The sequence below is a fragment of the Paracoccus sp. KR1-242 genome (genome assembly GCF_049446195.1).
GTDB classification, from domain to species: domain Bacteria; phylum Pseudomonadota; class Alphaproteobacteria; order Rhodobacterales; family Rhodobacteraceae; genus Paracoccus; species Paracoccus broussonetiae.
Window position 1 is genome coordinate 93,429 of sequence record NZ_JBMSED010000007.1, and the last position, 15,830, is coordinate 109,258.

At 64.4% G+C, this 15,830-nt stretch carries 16 protein-coding genes; 4 read left to right on the forward strand and 12 right to left on the reverse strand.

The window, feature by feature from the left end; translation table 11 throughout:
* The first annotated feature begins 7 nt into the window (after positions 1–7).
* On the forward strand, positions 8–790 hold the full coding sequence (locus ACO2Q4_RS11640; protein WP_423319432.1) for a MetQ/NlpA family ABC transporter substrate-binding protein: 783 nt from the start codon (positions 8–10) through the stop codon (positions 788–790).
* A gap of 89 nt (positions 791–879) precedes the next feature.
* Here ACO2Q4_RS11640 and ACO2Q4_RS11645 read toward each other — a convergent pair whose 3' ends face one another.
* Both ACO2Q4_RS11645 and ACO2Q4_RS11650 read right to left on the reverse strand, forming a co-directional pair.
* The gene (locus tag ACO2Q4_RS11645; RefSeq protein WP_423319434.1) at positions 880–2,382 is read right to left on the reverse strand and encodes an acetyl-CoA hydrolase/transferase family protein; all 1,503 of its coding nucleotides are present in this window, start codon (positions 2,380–2,382) and stop codon (positions 880–882) included.
* Positions 2,383–2,513: 131 nt separating this feature from the next.
* Positions 2,514–2,939: a DoxX family protein gene (locus ACO2Q4_RS11650; RefSeq protein WP_311758930.1), complete on the reverse strand. Its 426-nt coding sequence runs from the start codon at positions 2,937–2,939 to the stop codon at positions 2,514–2,516.
* A gap of 107 nt (positions 2,940–3,046) precedes the next feature.
* Here ACO2Q4_RS11650 and ACO2Q4_RS11655 point away from each other — a divergent pair, with 107 nt between their 5' ends.
* Entirely contained in the window at positions 3,047–3,961 is a 915-nt protein-coding gene (locus ACO2Q4_RS11655; protein WP_423319436.1) for a LysR substrate-binding domain-containing protein, read from the forward strand.
* Here ACO2Q4_RS11655 and ACO2Q4_RS11660 read toward each other — a convergent pair.
* The 10 genes from ACO2Q4_RS11660 to coxB all read right to left on the reverse strand — a co-directional run bounded on the left by ACO2Q4_RS11660 (position 3,921) and on the right by coxB (position 12,849).
* A complete protein-coding gene (locus ACO2Q4_RS11660) occupies positions 3,921–5,336 on the reverse strand; it encodes an FAD-binding oxidoreductase (RefSeq protein WP_423319438.1) in 1,416 nt (471 codons plus the stop codon). The two genes, ACO2Q4_RS11655 and ACO2Q4_RS11660, sit on opposite strands and share 41 nt — an antisense overlap.
* 3 nt (positions 5,337–5,339) lie before the next feature.
* Positions 5,340–5,921, reverse strand: a complete 582-nt coding sequence (locus tag ACO2Q4_RS11665; protein WP_311758927.1) for a GNAT family N-acetyltransferase — start codon at positions 5,919–5,921, stop codon at positions 5,340–5,342.
* Entirely contained in the window at positions 5,921–7,186 is a 1,266-nt protein-coding gene (locus ACO2Q4_RS11670) for a M16 family metallopeptidase (protein WP_311758926.1), read from the reverse strand. The genes ACO2Q4_RS11665 and ACO2Q4_RS11670 overlap by 1 nt, the downstream gene beginning before the upstream one ends.
* Complete coding sequence (gene thrC, locus ACO2Q4_RS11675; RefSeq protein WP_423319440.1) at positions 7,183–8,571, reverse strand: threonine synthase; 1,389 nt, start codon at positions 8,569–8,571, stop codon at positions 7,183–7,185. Before thrC ends, ACO2Q4_RS11670 begins: the two co-directional genes overlap by 4 nt.
* Before the next feature lie 9 nt (positions 8,572–8,580).
* On the reverse strand, positions 8,581–9,252 hold the full coding sequence (locus ACO2Q4_RS11680) for an SURF1 family protein (RefSeq protein ID WP_423319442.1): 672 nt from the start codon (positions 9,250–9,252) through the stop codon (positions 8,581–8,583).
* A 65-nt stretch (positions 9,253–9,317) separates the two neighbouring features.
* Complete coding sequence (locus ACO2Q4_RS11685; protein ID WP_311758923.1) at positions 9,318–10,142, reverse strand: cytochrome c oxidase subunit 3; 825 nt, start codon at positions 10,140–10,142, stop codon at positions 9,318–9,320.
* A 33-nt stretch (positions 10,143–10,175) separates the two neighbouring features.
* Positions 10,176–10,760, reverse strand: coding sequence for a cytochrome c oxidase assembly protein (locus tag ACO2Q4_RS11690; RefSeq protein WP_311758922.1), 585 nt, complete (start codon positions 10,758–10,760; stop codon positions 10,176–10,178).
* Complete coding sequence (locus ACO2Q4_RS11695) at positions 10,757–11,026, reverse strand: hypothetical protein (protein ID WP_311758921.1); 270 nt, start codon at positions 11,024–11,026, stop codon at positions 10,757–10,759. The genes ACO2Q4_RS11690 and ACO2Q4_RS11695 overlap by 4 nt, the downstream gene beginning before the upstream one ends.
* Complete coding sequence (gene cyoE / locus ACO2Q4_RS11700; protein ID WP_395133789.1) at positions 11,026–11,943, reverse strand: heme o synthase; 918 nt, start codon at positions 11,941–11,943, stop codon at positions 11,026–11,028. The genes ACO2Q4_RS11695 and cyoE overlap by 1 nt, the downstream gene beginning before the upstream one ends.
* Before the next feature lie 9 nt (positions 11,944–11,952).
* Positions 11,953–12,849: a cytochrome c oxidase subunit II gene (gene coxB, locus ACO2Q4_RS11705; RefSeq protein ID WP_423319445.1), complete on the reverse strand. Its 897-nt coding sequence runs from the start codon at positions 12,847–12,849 to the stop codon at positions 11,953–11,955.
* Positions 12,850–13,010: 161 nt separating this feature from the next.
* Between coxB and tldD the strand changes: the two genes are divergently transcribed.
* Both tldD and dprA read left to right on the forward strand, forming a co-directional pair.
* Positions 13,011–14,432: a metalloprotease TldD gene (gene tldD, locus ACO2Q4_RS11710; RefSeq protein WP_423319447.1), complete on the forward strand. Its 1,422-nt coding sequence runs from the start codon at positions 13,011–13,013 to the stop codon at positions 14,430–14,432.
* A gap of 161 nt (positions 14,433–14,593) precedes the next feature.
* Positions 14,594–15,706 carry a DNA-processing protein DprA gene (dprA, locus tag ACO2Q4_RS11715; RefSeq protein WP_423319449.1) on the forward strand — a complete coding sequence of 371 codons (1,113 nt, stop codon included), beginning with the start codon at positions 14,594–14,596 and terminating at the stop codon, positions 15,704–15,706.
* The last annotated feature ends 124 nt before the right edge of the window (positions 15,707–15,830 follow it).

The following is a 15,830-nucleotide window of genomic DNA, read 5'->3' on the forward strand; positions in this document are numbered from 1 at the left end:
ACAATCCATGCGTAAACTTCGCATTGTCGCCCTCGCCTCGTCGCTCGCGCTGATCGCGGGCATCGCCTCGGCCGAAGACATCAAGGTCGGCGTCTCGGTCGGCGAACATGCCGAGATCATGGAGCAGGTCGCCAAGGTGGCCAAGGAGAAGGGCCTGAACATCGACATCGTCGAGTTCACCGACTATGTCGTCCCGAACCAGGCGCTGAACGACGGCGACCTGCAGGCGAACAGCTTCCAGCACCAGCCCTATCTTGACCAGCAGATCAAGGACCGCGGCTTCGACCTGGTCTCGATCGGCAAGACCATCACCACCCCGATGGGCGTCTATTCGCAAAAACTGAAATCGCTGGACGAACTGCCCGAAGGCGGCAAGGTCGCGCTGCCGAACGACCCGACCAATGGCGGCCGCGCGCTGCTGCTTTTGCAGGAAAAGGGCCTCATCAAGCTGGCCGAGGGCACCGGCCTGACCCCGACCCCGCTTGATGTGACCGAGAACGCGAAGAACCTCAAGTTCCTGGAACTCGACGCCGCGCAACTTCCGCGCGCGCTGGCCGATGCAGACATCGCCGTCATCAACACCAACTACGCGCTGGAAGCCGGCCTGAACCCTGAAAAGGACGCGATCGCGATCGAGGCGGCTGAAAGCCCCTATGCGAACATCATCGTCGTGCGCAGCGCTGACAAGGATGCTGACTGGGCCAAGACGCTGGTCGAGTCCTATCACTCGCCCGAGGTCAAGAAATACATCGAGGACAAGTATACCGGCGCGGTCATTCCCGCCTGGTGATCTTCACCGTTTCGAAAATACCCATTTCGGAACCTTGCCACGATCGAGCGCCCCGCAATTGATGCGGGGCGTTTCGTCTTTCCGGCCCCTTACTCGGGCTTCATCGTGCCGGTGCGACGCAACCGGTCATGCCAGCTCAGCGCTTCTTCTAGCAGATGCGGGGTGTGGCCGCCGCGAACCAGGGCGCGGGTGAAATAATCCTCCAGCCCATCGCGCCAGTCCGGGGCCACGCAATTCGCCATGATGACGCGGGCACGTTCCCGTGGCGCCAGTCCGCGCAGGTCGGCCAGGCCCTGCTCTGTCACCAGGATGTCGACGTCATGCTCGGTATGGTCCACATGGCTGACCATCGGCACGACCGAGGAGATCCGCCCCTCCTTGGCGATGGACTTGGTGACAAAGACCGACAGAAAGGCATTTCGCGCGAAATCGCCCGACCCGCCGATCCCGTTCATCATGTTGCTGCCCATCACATGGGTCGAGTTGACGTTGCCATAGATGTCGAATTCCAGCGCGGTGTTGATGCAGATCAGGCCCAGCCTGCGCACGACCTCGGGGTGGTTCGAAATCTCCTGCGGGCGCAGCACAAGCTTGGGCTTGTAGTCCTGGAACCGCTCCATCACCTGGCGGTATTTCGGGGCCGACAACGTGATCGACGAGCCCGAGGCAAAGATCATCTTGCCCGCGTCCATCAGCTCGAAGGTCGAATCCTGAAGCACCTCGGAATACATCGTCAGGTCGTGGAAGGGGCTGTCGATGAAGCCGTGCAGGACGGCGTTCGCAATGGTTCCGATCCCGGCTTGCAGGGGATGCAGATGGCTGGGCAAGCGGGAATGCGCGACCTCGTTCTTCAGGAATTCGGTCAGGTGGCCGGCGATGGCCTGCGTCCCCTCGTCCGGATCGGACACGTTCGCCGCGCTGTCCAGCTTGGTCGATACGACAATCGCCGCGATGCGTTCGGGCGGAACCGGGATGAAGGGAAAGCCCACGCGGCTTTCCGGGGTCACGACCGGGATCGGCGTCCGGCTGGGGCGATAGGTCGGGATATAGATGTCATGCAGCCCCTCCAGTTGCTCGGACTGGTTCAGGTTGATCTCGACGATCACCTTTTCGGCCAGAAGCGCGAAACTGGCCGAGTTCCCGACCGAAGTGGTGGGAATGATCCCGCCGCTTTCGGTGATCGCCGCCGCCTCGATGATGGCGATGTCGACGGGCGGCAACTGGCAGGTGCGCAGCTGTTCGACCGTCTCGCTGAGATGCTGGTCGATATACATGACCTCGCCCGCATTGATCGCGCGGCGCAGCGAGGGATCGGACATGAAGGGGATGCGGCGCGCAGTCACATGCGCCTCGGCCAGTTGCTTGTCCAGGTCATTGCCCAGTGAAGCCCCGGTCATCAGCGTGACCTTCAGCGGCGCACGCCGCGCCCGTTCGGCCAAGGCCAGCGGAACCGCCTTGGCCTCGCCCGCGCGGGTGAAACCGCTCATCCCCAGGACCATCCCGTCCCGGATCAGGTCGGCGGCCTTCTCGGCCGTCACCACCCGCTCGAGCAGGGCCTTGTTGCGGATGCGGTGAAGATAGTCCTCGGCCATGTTCGCGTCCTCCGTCGCCAGTTCCCGCGTGATTATGGTCAAGCCGTGTGACTGACAAATCAAGGCAGCCATGCACGCAGGGAAAAGCCGGCCCTAAGGCCGGCTTTTCCGTCACGATCGTAAGGGGCAGGTCAGCGGCGACGCGCCAGCGACCAGGCGCCGTCACCCAACAGGGACAGGGCGAACATCACCACCGCCCAAAGCACGGGGTATTCCCAACCGCCGCCCTGGTTACTGAAGGTGAAGCCATTGCCGCCATGGCCAAAGACCGCGGCGCCCAGCAGAACCGGCACAGTCAGCAGCGCGACCCAGCGGGTATACAGGCCCGCGATCAGGGCAAGCCCGCCCAGAACCTCGATCAGGATCGTCAGGTAGCCAAGTGCCCCCGGCAGCCCGATCGATTCGAAATATCCGGCCGTGCCCGCCGGGGTAAAGATGAAGACCTTGATCAGGCCGTGGACCAGGAAGAACAGGCCCGTCGAGACGCGAAGAACGAAGGCGGCGATGTCGGCGCGATTTTCCGCGGTCGCCGTTCCGGAAAGTGAAAGATCGGACATTTGGGAGACTCCCTTGAACAAGCTGTCGATGTCCGGGATATGGCGCTTTCCTCTTGTCGCGGAAACGGACATTATCGACGAAATATTGTCGCCACTTTGGGGATAGAATGGATCGACTGGACGGAATCCGCGCCTTCGTCGCGGTGGTGGATGCCGCCTCGTTCACGCGGGCGGGCAATCGGCTGGGCATCTCGAACAAGTTGGTCAGCAAGTATGTCGCGGCGCTCGAGGCGCAGCAGGGCATCACGCTGCTCAATCGCACGACCCGTGCCCTGTCGTTGACGCCTGCGGGGGAACGTTTCCTGGTCGCAGCGCGGCGCGTGCTTTCGGCGGTCGAGGAACTGGATGCGCAGGCGCGCGCCGATGAAGGTGTGCTCAGCGGGCGATTGCGCGTCACCGCCCCCGTCACTTTCGGCGAGATGTTCGCCCCCGTCCTGACACGGGACTTCATCGAGGCGCATCCTGGCATCTCGATCGATCTGCGATTGACCGACCGCTATGTCGATCTGGCGGCCGAGGGGTTCGACCTGGCCCTGCGCATCGGGGTGCTGGGCGATTCCAGCCTGATCGGGCGCAGGCTGGGGCGCACGGAATCCTTTGCCGTGGCCAGTCCAGAGTATCTCGCCGCGCATGACCGTCCGAAACATCCCGACGACCTGCGCGACCATGCCAATGTCCGCGACAGCAACGCGGCCTCGCCCAACCGTGCGACATTCGTGGTCGACGGCAGGGCCATCAGCGTGCCCCTGCCCGGCCGCATCACGATGAACAGCCCGCAAGCGGTGCGCAAGCTGGCGTTGGAGGGTGCAGGGATCGCCCTGATCCCGCGTTTCGTCATCGACCATGACATTGCCGAGGGCCGGCTGGAGCGGGTGCTGGCGGACTTCCCCGGACCGCAGCTGGACATTCAGGCGCTTTACCTGCCGCAGCCCTTCATTCCCCCGCGGCTGACCGCCTATCTTGAGCATCTGCGGGCAAGGCTTAGCCCGTTGCTTGGGAAAGCACCGCCCCAGGGTTCATGATCCCCAGAGGATCAAGAGCCGCCTTTATCGCCCGCATGGCCTGAAGGCGGCCGGGATCGCCCCAACGCTCCAGCTCGGCCACCTTCAAGCGACCGACGCCGTGTTCGGCCGAAAACGATCCACCACGCGCCACCGCCATTTCATGGACCAGCAGCGAAAGAGCGGCACGCTGGTCGTCGTATTCGGCGCGATGGCGACCCGGCGCAGGGAACAGGTTGTAATGCAGATTGCCATCGCCCAGATGGCCGAAGCAGTTCACACGGACATCGGCCCGCGCGGCCAGCGCCTGCCCGGCATCACGGATGAAACCCGCGATTTCCGACAAAGGCAGGCTGATGTCATGGCTTGCGACCGCGCCGATGCGGCGGTTCGCCTCGGGGATGTTTTCGCGCAGGTGCCAGAAGGTCGCCGCCTGCTGCCCGGACTGGGCAATGACGCCGTCGGTCACCAGATCCTGCTGCAAGGCCGCCTCGAACAACTCTTTCAGCGCGGCATCGGCTGGCAGGCCCTGCGGCAAGCCGACCTCGATCAGGACGGACCACGCCGCCCCCGGCAGCGGTTGTCGGATCTCGGGCAGGGTTTCCGCCAGAAAGGCCAGCCCCTCGCCCCCGATCAGTTCGAACGCGGTGACACCCCCGGCCATGTGCCGCTCGGCCAGCGCGAGCAGGCTTAGCGCGGCTTCGGGTGACGGCACCTGCAACATGGCAACGCCGGTATTCGGCGGCGGCAGGACCAGCTTCAGGCTGGCCGCGGTGATGATCCCCAGCGAGCCTTCGGCCCCGATCAGCAGGTCGCGCAGATCGTAGCCGGTATTGTCCTTGCGCAGTCGCTTGAGATCATGGACCACGCTGCCATCCGGCAGCACGGCCTCGACCCCAAGGCAAAGAGCGCGTGCGGTGCCATAGCGCAGCGCGGTCACACCGCCCGCATTGGTGGACAGGCACCCCCCGATCGCCGCGGTTCCCTGACTGGCAAGGGACAGCGGAAACAGGCGCCCCTGCGCCTCTGCCGCGTCCCGCACGGCCTGAAGCGTCATCCCCGCCTCGGCCACCAGAACGTTTTCCTCGGGCCAGATGCCGCGCAGGGCGGTCATCCGCTCAAGCGACAAAACCAGCGGAGCGGGCCCGTCGGGCATCACCTGCCCCGCGACCAGCCCCGTTCCCCCTCCCCGCGTCACGATCCCGACCCTTGCCGCGCCACAGGCCCGGACGATCTGGGCGACCTCCTCGGTCGTGCGGGGGGCGGCGACCAATCCCGCCTGCCCCTGATAGCGAGCGCGCGGCTCTTCAAGATAGGCGGGGGTGACGGGTCGCAGGACACCCGGCGGCAACCGGTCTGCAAGCGCCTGATCCGCAGGGTTCAGGGGCGACGCCATGGGTCAGCGGACCTCGGTCTTGCCGCGCCGGTCATGGCGCAGGTTCGCGTAAAGGACGTGGTTCCGCCAGCGCCCGTTGATCTGCAGATAGCTTTGCGCGACCCCTTCATATTTGAAGCCCGCCTTTTCCAGCACCCCGCGAGAGGCTGCATTCTCGGGCAGGCAGGCCGCCTCGATCCGGCTGAGGTCCATGACGGAAAACGCATGACCGACCAGCCCTGCGATGGCCTCGCGCATGTAACCCTGCCGGGCATGAGGCTCGCCGATCCAATAGCCGATGGTTGCGGATTGGGCAGGACCACGGCGGATATTGTCCAGCGTGATCGCCCCCAGCAGCACATCGTCGTTCCGGATCAGGAACAGCGGCAGTGCATTGCCATTCCGATTCGCCCGCTGCGCCCAGTAGACACGGTTGGTAAAGCTTTTCTTGGACAGGTGATCTGGCGCCCAGACGGGTTCCCAAGGGGTCAGGAAATCCCGGCTGTGGACCCGAAGCGCGGCCCATGCCTCGAAATCGGCATGGACCGGCAGGCGCAGCACCATCCGCTCGGTTTCAAGACGAGGCGGACGGCGGCGGTTGAACATCAGGCAGCAAGCCTTTGACTGAGCTTCTCTCTGGACGGAGCAGAGCGCACCGGGCCGTAGAGTGCAAGAGCCGGTCTTGCATTCTGGATCAGACGCTCGGCATGGGCGCGGACATCTGCCACAGTCACCGCGTCGATACGCTCGGCGACTTCGGCAGGTTCCGAAATGCGACCCCAGATCGCCAGCGATCGGGCCATCCGCTCGGCCTGCCCTGTCGGGCTTTCCAGCCCCATCAGCAACCCGGCCTTGAGCTGTGCGCGGGCGCGCGCGATCTCGGTCTCGGTCATGTCCTCGGCGGCGCGTTTCATCTCGTCGATGGTCAGGTTCGCAAGATCCGCGACCTGTTCGCCGGAGGTCCCGGCATAGATCGTGACCATGCCGGTATCGTCATGGAAACCCGATTGCGCGAAGATCGAATAGCAAAGGCCCCGCTCCTCGCGGATCTTCTGGAACAGGCGCGACGACATTCCGCCCCCCAGCGCCGAAGTCCAGATCTGCGCGGCATAGAAATCCGGGTCCATGTAACCCGGTCCCTCGAAGGCCAGCGCGAAATGGGCCTGTTCCAGTTTCTTGACGCGCCGCGTCTCGGCACCCTGCCAGCGGGCAGGCTCGCGCGAAGTCAGCGGGCGGGCTGGAGAATGCGAAAAGATCGTTTCGACCTGACGCAGGATGCGGTCGTGGTCCACCGCACCGGCAGCGGCCACGATCATCCGTTCGGGGCCGTAATGCTCGGTGATGAAGCCAGACAGATCCTCGCGGCTGAAATTGCTGACACGCTCGGCCGGACCAAGGATCGTGCGCCCCATGGGCTGGTCCGGATAGGCCGCCTCTTGCAGCCAGTCGAAGATCACGTCATCGGGCGTGTCCAGGGACTGCCCGATTTCCTGCAGAATCACCCCACGCTCGACCTCGATCTCGCGCTGGTCAAAGATCGGGTTCAGCACGATATCCGAGATCACGTCCAGCGCCAGTTCGACATCGCCCGCCAGAACCCGCGCGTAATACGAGGTCACGTCACGCGAGGTATAGGCGTTGATATAGCCGCCCACATTCTCGATCGCCTCGGCGATCTGCAGCGCACTGCGCGTCGGCGTTCCCTTGAACGCCATATGCTCAAGGAAATGGGCAATGCCGTTCTGCTCGGCGCGTTCGTCGCGGCAGCCGGCACCGACCCAGATCCCGATGGTGGCCGAATGCAGGCCAGGCATGTCGCGCGTCACGACGCGCAATCCGTTGGGCAGGGTGCTGATGCGGGTTTGGTTCACACTGTTCTCCGTTCAAGGATCAGCGACTTAATCTTGTCGGCATCGTTTTCAACCCGCGTGATCCGTTCGTCGCGGTCGAACAGGTCGGCCATATGCGCCGGAAGCGCCGGACGAACCGCGATGGCCGCCTCGACCGCATCCGGGAATTTGGCGGGATGGGCCGTCGACAGCGAGATCATCGGCACGCCCGGCCGCAGGTGTTCGCGCGCGACCTTGATCGCGACGGCGGTGTGCGGGCAGATCACCTCGGCCGTTTCGGCATGGACGGTGGCGGTCATCGCGGTCGTCTCATCCTCGGAGGCGCGGCCCGAGACATAGGTTTCGCGCAAGTGCTGCAGCGCGCCCTGGCTGACGGCGAAGCCCCCGGATTTCAGTTCGTCCATCAGCTGGCTGACAGCGGCGCCGTCACGGCCATAGGCCAGCCACAGCGCGCGTTCGAAATTCGAACTGACCTGGATATCCATCGACGGGCTGATCGAGGGTTCAACCGTGCCGACGCGGTATTCGCCGGTCGAAAGCGCGCGGTGCAGGATGTCGTTCTGGTTCGTCGCAACCACCAGTTTGCCGATCGGCAGCCCCATCGCCTTGGCAATGGACCCAGCAAAGATGTCGCCGAAATTCCCGGTCGGAACGGTGAAGTCGATCTCGCGCAGCGGCGCGCCAAGGCTGGCAGCAGCCGTGAAGTAATAGACGATCTGCGCAAGAACACGCGCCCAGTTGATCGAGTTGACGCCTGCCAGCCCGACCGCATCACGGAATTCGTGGTCGTTGAACAGGTCCTTCAGCCGTGCCTGGCAATCATCGAACGTACCGTCGACGGCCAGCGCATGGACATTCGCATCGGCGGGCGTCGACATCTGCCGGCGCTGCACCTCGCTGACGCGCCCATGCGGGTACATGATGAAGACATCGACATTCGAAAGCCCGCGAAACGCCTCGATCGCGGCCGAACCGGTATCGCCCGAAGTCGCGCCAAGGATCGCCACCCGATCCCCGGATTTCGCAAGCGCCAGCTGGAACAGCTGGCCGATCAACTGCATCGCGAAGTCCTTGAAGGCCAGCGTCGGCCCGTGGAACAGCTCAAGCAGGAAATGCCCCGGGGCCAGCTGGACCATCGGCGCGCGGGCGACATGGTCGAACCCCTGATAGGCGCGGGCGATGGCCCCCTTGAGTTCGTCCTGCGAAAAGCTGGTGCCGACGAACGGCGTGATCACGCGCAGCGCGACTTCCTCGTAAGGCAGCCCGTCCAACGCGGCTATGTCTTCGCGGGTGAAGGTCGGGATTGTCTCGGGAAGATACAGCCCCCCGTCACGGGCAAGCCCGGTCATCATGGCCTGCGCGAAATCCAGAACCTCTGCCCGGCCGCGGGTCGAAACGTAGCGCATCGTGATCCTCTAGAATTGACGTTGCCTGATACGCCAGATCAGCGCAACTGTCATCCCTGCCCAAACCGCAGCGATCATGAACCATTGCACCGCATAGCTCAGGTGGTTGTTCGGGATGCCCTGAATTGCGACCGGAATCGGCTCGATCCCCTGCGCGTCGCCCGAGACCTGGGCCGCGACGACCAGCAGCGGCTCGGTCCCCAGTTTCTCGGCCATGGCGGGCACGTCGCGGGCGAACCAGATGTTCTCGGACAGGTTCGGCGCGGGCGTCGATGAGCTTTTTTCCTCGGGCCAATGCAGGTTGCCGATGACGGCAAGATCGACCGGGGGGCGTGGCGCGTGGCGGTGATCCTGATCGACGAAGCCGCGGTCCAGAAGGATGCGCCGCCCGTCGTCGGTGACGAAGGCCGAGACGATCTGATAGCCGCCCCCGCTTTCACGCGTCCCCGACAGGACGTCGATTTCATCACCGGTGGTGCGACCCGACAGCGTGACCGGCGTGTATTTCATCTCGGGCTCGTACCGGGCGGGCAGTGGCCGGGGTGGCCCTTCGATCCGGCTTTGGATCTGGGCCAGCATGTCCTCTTTCCATTCAAGGCGGCCAAGCTGCCAGACACCGAGGGAAATCAGGATCGCCGTGCCAAGCACACCGATAATCAGCGGAAAAAGATAGCGGCGCATCAGCCCATCCAAAAGAAAGACGGCGCGAGGGTGCTTCCCCGCGCCGCCATGAATTCCTGCGGGGTTCAGCGGCCCCAGATATAGATTACGACGAACAGGAACAGCCAGACGACGTCGACGAAGTGCCAGTACCACGCCGCCGCCTCGAAGCCGATATGCTGCTTCTGGGTCATCTGGCCGCGCAGCAGGCGGATCAGGCAGACGAACAGGAAGATCGTACCGATGATGACGTGGACGCCGTGGAAGCCCGTGGCCATGAAGAAGGTGCCGGCATAGACCGTGTCGGCCAGCCCAAAGGCGGCGTGGCTGTATTCATAGGCCTGCAGCGCGGTGAAGCAGAGGCCAAGGATCACGGCGACGATCAGGCCGTTGATCGTGGTCTTGCGATCACCATCGTGGACAAAGGCGTGGTGCGCCCAGGTCACGGCGACGCCCGAAAGCAGCAGGATCAGCGTGTTGATCAGCGGCAGGTGCCAGGGGTCGAAGGTGGTGATCCCTTCCGGCGGCCAGACGCCGTCCTTGATCGGGCTGTCCGGTCCCATCGGGTAAAGCGCGTTCTTGATGAAGGCCCAGAACCAGGCGACGAAGAACATCACCTCGGACATGATGAACAGGATGAAGCCGTATTGCAGGCCGATCCGCACGACAGGGGTATGTTCGCCCGTCTCACCCTCGGTGATGACATCCGACCACCAGCCGAACATGACGTAAAGAACCCCGACAAAGCCGATCAGGAACATCCAGGGCCCTTCGATCGGGGCACCGAAAAAGGTGATCCCTTTCATCCAGGCCACAGCGCCGGACAACATGATGAAGGCGCCGATCGCGCCCAAGAGCGGCCAGATCGAAGGCGGAAGGATCTGATAGTCGTGGTTCTTTACATGGGCCATGGCTGCGTTCCGCTGTTGCTGCGTCTTGTTGCTTTAGTTGAACTTCTGGTCGGTCCCCTGCGTCAGCGCCGCCTGTTTCGGCGCCGCGGACTCGGTCCGGTGGAAAGTATAGGAAAGCGTGATGTCGCGAATGCGGCTTGCGTCCCGGTCATCCACGATCCCCGCATCGACGAAGAAGCTGACGGGCATCTCGACCCGCTCACCCGGTTGCAGGGTCTGCTCGGTAAAGCAGAAACACTCTATCTTGTTGAAGAAATAGCCAGCCGCGTCGGGTGCCACGTTGTAGCTGGCCGTGCCCGTGATCGGCTGGTCGGTGTTGTTGATCGCCTCGTAGAAGGCGATGGCGTTCTCGCCAATGCGCAGCTGCATGTCGCGCTGCATCGGTCGGAAGGTCCAGCCCATATTGGGATCGACATTGGCGTCGAAGCGGACACGGACCTTTTCATCCAGGATGACGTCCGAGCTTTGCTCGGCGACGTTCGTCGTCCCGCCATAGCCGGTGACGCGGCAGAACCAGTCGTAGAAGGGAACGGCAGCCCAGGCCAACGCGCCCATGGTGACGACGACGCCGACCAGCATCCCCGCAGTGCGACCATGCGAGCGTGGGTTCTGCGTCATTGCTCCACCTTTGGTTGCGACAGGGCGGCCGCGCCGGGCGTGCCGGGGGCTGCGATCGGGCCGGAATTGCGTGCCGGCGGGTTGGGATCCTTGGGCAGCATCGACGAACGAGGACGGTGGTCAAACCCCTCCATCTGGTCGCCGTTGGTGATCTTGACGATCGAAAGTCCGAAGACCAGCGCCACAAAGGCCAGAAGGACGACCAGAAGGCCAAGGTTCCGGCCGCGGCGACGCTTGTGAAGTTCGTGTTCAACCTGCGGAAACATCACCATGCCCCCACCCAATGCTGCGCAAGAAGCGCAAGGAAATGCAGGAACAGGTAATACAGCGACAGGCGGAAATACTTCTTCTCGACACGATAGCCATCGGCAATCGCCTGGTCTTCACTGCGGCGCAGGATGCGCCAGCCGCCCGCGATGAACAGCAGGTTCAGCACGGCCGAGACCGACAGATAAAGCCAGCCGCCGACCGAGGTGAAGCCCAGCCAGATCGCAAAGGGCGCAAGCACCAGCGTATAGCCGAAGACGTGGCGACGGGTCGCCGCACGGCCATGCGTCACCGTCAGCATGGGGATCCCGGCCTTGTGGTAGTCTTCCTTCATGAACAGCGCCAGCGCCCAGAAATGGGGCGGCGTCCAGAAGAAGACCAGCGCGAACATCAGCAGCGATTCCAGCCCGATGCCGCCGGTGGCGCAGGCCCAGCCGATCATGGGCGGGAAGGCCCCCGCCGCACCGCCGATGACGATGTTTTGCGGGGTCGAGCGCTTCAGCCAGATCGTATAGACCACGGCATAGAAGAAGATGGTGAAGGCCAGAAAACCCGCGGCGAACCAGTTCGCAGCCAGCCCCAGCATCATGACCGACAGCAGCGACAGCCCAAGGCCAAGCGCCAGGGCGTCCTGCTTGGGCACCAATCCGGCCGGGATCGGCCGGTTGGCGGTGCGTTTCATCACCGCGTCGATATCCGCGTCATACCACATGTTCAGCGCGCCGGATGCCCCGCCCCCCAGCGCGATGAACAGCACCGCGCAGAAGGCCACGAAGGGGTTCATCGGCTGTGGCGCGATCCACAGGCCGACAAAGGCCGTGAACACCACAAGGGACATCACCCTCGGCTTGAGCAGGGCGACATAGTCGCCAAAGCCAGCCTCGGCCGGCCCGTGATATGCGTCGATATCCGTCACGTCCTGTCCTTATTCCGCCCGGGCCAGCCTGATCGGCTGGGCGGGCAGGTAATCAGAGGCGTCGGCCGCGAATTCTTCTTTCGCGCCGGCCAGCCATGCATCGTACTTCTCCTGGCTCACGGCCTTCACGACGATCGGCATATAGGCGTGGTTGATGCCGCAAAGTTCGGAGCACTGACCGAAATACACGCCTTCTTGATCGACTTCGAACCACAGTTGCGCGATCCGGCCGGGAACGGCGTCCTGTTTGACGGCAAAGGCGGGCACGGTCCAGGCGTGGATCACGTCGGTCGCGGTGACCTGGACCAGGACCTTCTTGCCCACGGGAACCACGACGGGGTTGTCCGCGGCAAGCAGGTATTCATCCTCGGAATAGCCTGCGTCCGCAAGCGCGTCCTTTTCCAGCAGCATCGCGTCAAAGGCGATCCCGTCATTCGGATATTCATAGGACCAGTACCACTGGTGGCCGATGGCCTTGATCACCAGATCCGGATCGTTGGGCATTTCCTGGCTGCGGAACAGGATCGGCAGCGAGAAGGCGCCAATCGCCACCAGGATCAGCACCGGGATCAGGGTCCAGGTGATTTCCAGGGGCGTGTTGTGCGTGAAGCGCGCCGGGACCGGGTTCGCGCGGTGATTGTAGCGCACGATGCAGATCAGAAGCAGCAGGCAGACGAAGATCGTCACCGCGGTAATGATATACAGGGTGAAGTGGTCCAGCCATTGCTGGTCATGGGCCAGAGGGCTGGAAGCCGGCTGGAATCCCATGCCGCCATTATGCGGCTTGCCGATCACAGGCAGGTCGCCAAGTACCTCCTGTGCCGCAGCAGGAAGCCCCGCCACTGCCGTCAGTCCAAGGCCAAGTCCCACCGCAGCAGCGCGGCGCATCGTCGCAATTGCCATCATCCCATCCCGTTGCCTACGTCCCGCCGGCGGGCTCAGGTCCTCCTGCCCGGCCGACATTGGTATCGTTTGACAAGCATATCTTCCCATCACGGGCAAGTCATACCTATCGACTTGCGACCAAAAAACCCCTAGTCGATGCCTTCTGGCACAAGGACTTTCGCATGACCGACTCGCCGTTTTCACCCTTCGAAACCCACCTTGACCGCAACCGCGCGTTGCGGATCCTCAAGGATGCGCTGGATGGTGCGGACGATGGCGAGCTGTTCCTTGAGCGTTCGCGCGCCGAGACCCTTGCCTTTGACGACGGTCGCCTGCGCACCGCAAGTTATGATGCCGAGCAGGGATTCGGCCTGCGTGCCGTGCGTGGCGAAGTCACCGGCTATGCCCATTCGACCGAGATCGAGGAAAGCGCGCTGAAGCAGGCCGCGCAGACAGTCCGCCTTGCCGTGGGCGATGGCGGCGGCACCCTTGCCCTGCCCCCCAGCGGCGCCATCACCCCGCTTTACCAACCGATCGACCCGGCCGGAAATGTCAGCTTCGCCGCGCGCGTCGCGCTTTTGCGTGAAATCGACGCCTTCGCGCGCGATCTTGACCCCCGCGTCGTTCAGGTTTCGGCCAGCGTGTCGACCTCGGTGCAGGAAGTCGCGATCCTTCGTCCGGAGGGCGGGCTTGCGACCGACATCCGCCCGATGGCGCGGCTGAACGTCTCGGTCATCGTGGAATCGAACAGCCGCCGCGAATCGGGCAATGCCGGCGGTGGCGGGCGCGTCGCGCTGGACGGTCTGATCGCGCCCGAGCAGTGGCAGGCACAGGTACGCGAGGCCCTGCGGATCGCCCTGGTCAACCTGCGCTCGGTCCCGGCCCCGGCGGGTGTCATGGATATCGTCCTTGGTCCCGGCTGGCCCGGCATCCTGCTGCACGAGGCCGTGGGTCATGGGCTTGAAGGCGACTTCAACCGCAAGGGACATTCCGCCTTTGCCGGGCTTTTGGGCCAACGCGTCGCCGCGCCCGGCGTGACGGTGATCGACGACGGCACCATTCCCGATCGCCGCGGCTCGATCTCGGTCGATGACGAGGGCTCGGCCCCCGGCCGCAATGTCCTGATCGAGGACGGCGTCCTTGTCGGTTACATGCAGGACCGCCAGAACGCGCGGCTGATGGGGGTCGAACCTACCGGCAACGGGCGACGCCAAAGCTATGCCCATGCGCCGATGCCGCGCATGACCAATACCTTCATGCTGCCGGGCTCTGACGACCCCGCTGCGATCCTGTCGGATCTCAAGGACGGGATCTATGCCGTTGGATTCGGCGGCGGTCAGGTCGATATCACCAACGGCAAGTTCGTCTTTTCCTGCACCGAGGCCTATCGCGTGAAGAACGGTCAGGTCGGCGATCCGATCCGGGGCGCAACGCTGATCGGGGACGGAGCGACCGCGCTGCATCAGATCCGCGCCATCGGCAACGATCTCGCGCTGGATCCGGGGATCGGCAACTGCGGCAAACAGGGCCAATGGGTTCCGGTGGGCGTCGGCCTGCCCAGCCTGATGATCGGCGGTCTGACGGTCGGCGGCTCGGCCTCGTGATCCTGCCGGGCTGGTTCGTCTTGGCGCGCTAACCCGTTGTTAACCTTTTCCATGTCATCACCTGCGGGCGGATGAGGCTGAGGCGTGGAACAATGGCAGGACGGCTTCCCTTCGACCCCCACCACGGATGCGCCATACCTCCGGGCGATGGAGGGCTTGCCGTGCTGCGTCTCATCCGCTCGCGCAAGGTCGGCCCCGCGACCTTCCACCGCCTGCTGGCCGAACACGGATCTGCCTCAGCCGCGCTGGACGCCCTGCCGGAAATCGCGCGGATGGCCGGGATCAGCGGCTATGCCCCCTTCTCCATCGCCGAGGCAGAGGCCGAGATCGCAGCAGGCCAACGGGCCCGAGCCCAGCTGTTGACCTGGGACCACCCCGCCTATCCCCCAGCCCTGCGCGACATCCCCGAGGCCCCGCCGATCCTGTGGATCAGGGGCCGGACCGAGGCGCTGGACCCGCCATGCGTCGCGGTCGTGGGGGCGCGCAATGCCTCCTCCTTGGGTTTGCGCATGGCGCGCGGGCTTTCACTGGGGCTGGCCGAGGCAGGTGTCACGGTGATTGCCGGGCTGGCCCGCGGCATCGACACCGTCGCCCATGAAGCCGCGCTTGGCCCCGGCACGGTCGCGGTCATGGCAGGTGGCATCGACCGCATCTATCCGGCCGAGAATGGCGCGCTGGCCGACGCGATCTGCCAGACAGGCCTGCTAGTCTCGGAACAGCCGCCGGGAACCGATCCGGTGGCCCGTCATTTTCCCGCCCGGAACCGAATCATCTCGGGCCTGTCGCGCGCGGTGGTGGTGATCGAGGCCGCGCATCGCTCGGGCAGCCTGATCACGGCCCGCGCCGCACTGGACCAGGGGCGCGAGGTGATGGCGGTGCCGGGCCATCCGATGGATGCCCGCGCCGCTGGCTGCAATGCGCTGCTGCGCGACGGCGCGCTGCTGATTCGCAATTCGCAGGACGTGCTTGCGGCGCTGGGGACCGAGGCGGTCCCAACGCGGCCGGTGACTGCCCCCGATGCGGCGGCACCCGTCCTGCCCCCGCCTTCCACCCAGCCAGATCGGCCTTTGCCAATGCGGGGGCGCGATCAGGGCGGCCCGGTCGGCCTTGAAGGGCGGATCCTCGCCATGCTGGGGCCCAGCCCGACCGAGGAAAACCTGTTGATTCGGGACCTTGGCATTCCTGCCGCGACGATGGCCCCGGTGGTGCTGCAACTGGAACTGGCGGGCCGCATCCAACGCCTCAGCGGCGGACGGATCGTGCGGCTGGCCTGAACCGTCAGCCCCGCCGCCGACAAAACGCCCAAATTTCCCGGAGATATGCATTTCGCCCAGCTATTCCTGCCAATGCGCCATCGGCGGGATATGGCCCGTCGACGCCCGGTAACGGGTTTGTTGG

Coding starts and splice junctions, on each gene's coding strand:
- tldD (WP_423319447.1), top strand. CDS start 13,011: ATGACCGACTCGCCGTTTTCACCCTTCGAAACCCACCTTGACCGCAAC.
- ACO2Q4_RS11695 (WP_311758921.1), bottom strand. CDS start 11,026: ATGTTTCCGCAGGTTGAACACGAACTTCACAAGCGTCGCCGCGGCCGG.
- ACO2Q4_RS11650 (WP_311758930.1), bottom strand. CDS start 2,939: ATGTCCGATCTTTCACTTTCCGGAACGGCGACCGCGGAAAATCGCGCC.
- ACO2Q4_RS11655 (WP_423319436.1), top strand. CDS start 3,047: ATGGATCGACTGGACGGAATCCGCGCCTTCGTCGCGGTGGTGGATGCC.
- ACO2Q4_RS11645 (WP_423319434.1), bottom strand. CDS start 2,382: ATGGCCGAGGACTATCTTCACCGCATCCGCAACAAGGCCCTGCTCGAG.
- ACO2Q4_RS11660 (WP_423319438.1), bottom strand. CDS start 5,336: ATGGCGTCGCCCCTGAACCCTGCGGATCAGGCGCTTGCAGACCGGTTG.
- ACO2Q4_RS11665 (WP_311758927.1), bottom strand. CDS start 5,921: ATGTTCAACCGCCGCCGTCCGCCTCGTCTTGAAACCGAGCGGATGGTG.
- coxB (WP_423319445.1), bottom strand. CDS start 12,849: ATGATGGCAATTGCGACGATGCGCCGCGCTGCTGCGGTGGGACTTGGC.
- ACO2Q4_RS11690 (WP_311758922.1), bottom strand. CDS start 10,760: ATGACGCAGAACCCACGCTCGCATGGTCGCACTGCGGGGATGCTGGTC.
- ACO2Q4_RS11685 (WP_311758923.1), bottom strand. CDS start 10,142: ATGGCCCATGTAAAGAACCACGACTATCAGATCCTTCCGCCTTCGATC.
- ACO2Q4_RS11680 (WP_423319442.1), bottom strand. CDS start 9,252: ATGCGCCGCTATCTTTTTCCGCTGATTATCGGTGTGCTTGGCACGGCG.
- ACO2Q4_RS11640 (WP_423319432.1), top strand. CDS start 8: ATGCGTAAACTTCGCATTGTCGCCCTCGCCTCGTCGCTCGCGCTGATC.
- thrC (WP_423319440.1), bottom strand. CDS start 8,571: ATGCGCTACGTTTCGACCCGCGGCCGGGCAGAGGTTCTGGATTTCGCG.